Source organism: Pilimelia columellifera subsp. columellifera (genome assembly GCF_039532605.1).
GTDB lineage: Bacteria > Actinomycetota > Actinomycetes > Mycobacteriales > Micromonosporaceae > Pilimelia > Pilimelia columellifera.
Window position 1 is genome coordinate 1 of the sequence record NZ_BAAARY010000091.1, and the last position, 546, is coordinate 546.

General features: G+C 66.1%; 1 protein-coding gene. It reads right to left on the reverse strand.

All coding sequences use genetic code 11. The features are described 5' to 3' along the window. On the reverse strand, positions 1–546 hold a 546-nt coding region (locus ABD287_RS18470; protein WP_344174832.1), incomplete at both ends, for an integrase core domain-containing protein.

Sequence of the window (546 nt, forward strand, 5' to 3'; positions counted from 1 at the left end):
CGGGGCGGTAGCGGTCGGCGGCGCCCGAACCGTTCGGGGTGGGTGGCCCAGGCGGCGTCGAGGGTCTGTTTCCGCTGTTCACGGATCTGCGTGGCGGTGCCGTGATGCACCGATGCCGGGGTGTGCAGGCCGATCCCGCAGTGCCGGTGCTCGTGGTTGTAGTAGGTGTAAAACGCTTCGCAGTGCTGCCGGGCGTGCTGGATCGACCCGAACCGGTCCGGGAAGCTCGGGTCGTACTTCAACGTTTTGAAGCTCGCCTCGATATACGGATTGTCGTTCGACGTTTTCGGCCGGCTGTGACTACGGCCGATCTTCAGATCGGTCAGCAGCTGGGTGAGGGTCTTGCTGGTCATCGCGGCGCCGCGGTCGGCGTGCACGGTCAGTTGGTCGGGGTCGACGCGTTCGCGGGCGGCCGCGTCAGCGATCAACGCCTCGGCGAGCTGCCCATCCTCGTGTGCTGCGACCAGGTGCCCGACGACGTAGCGGGACCAGATGTCGATCACTGTGTAGAGGTGAAACCAGACGCCCTTGAACGGCCCGCGTAGC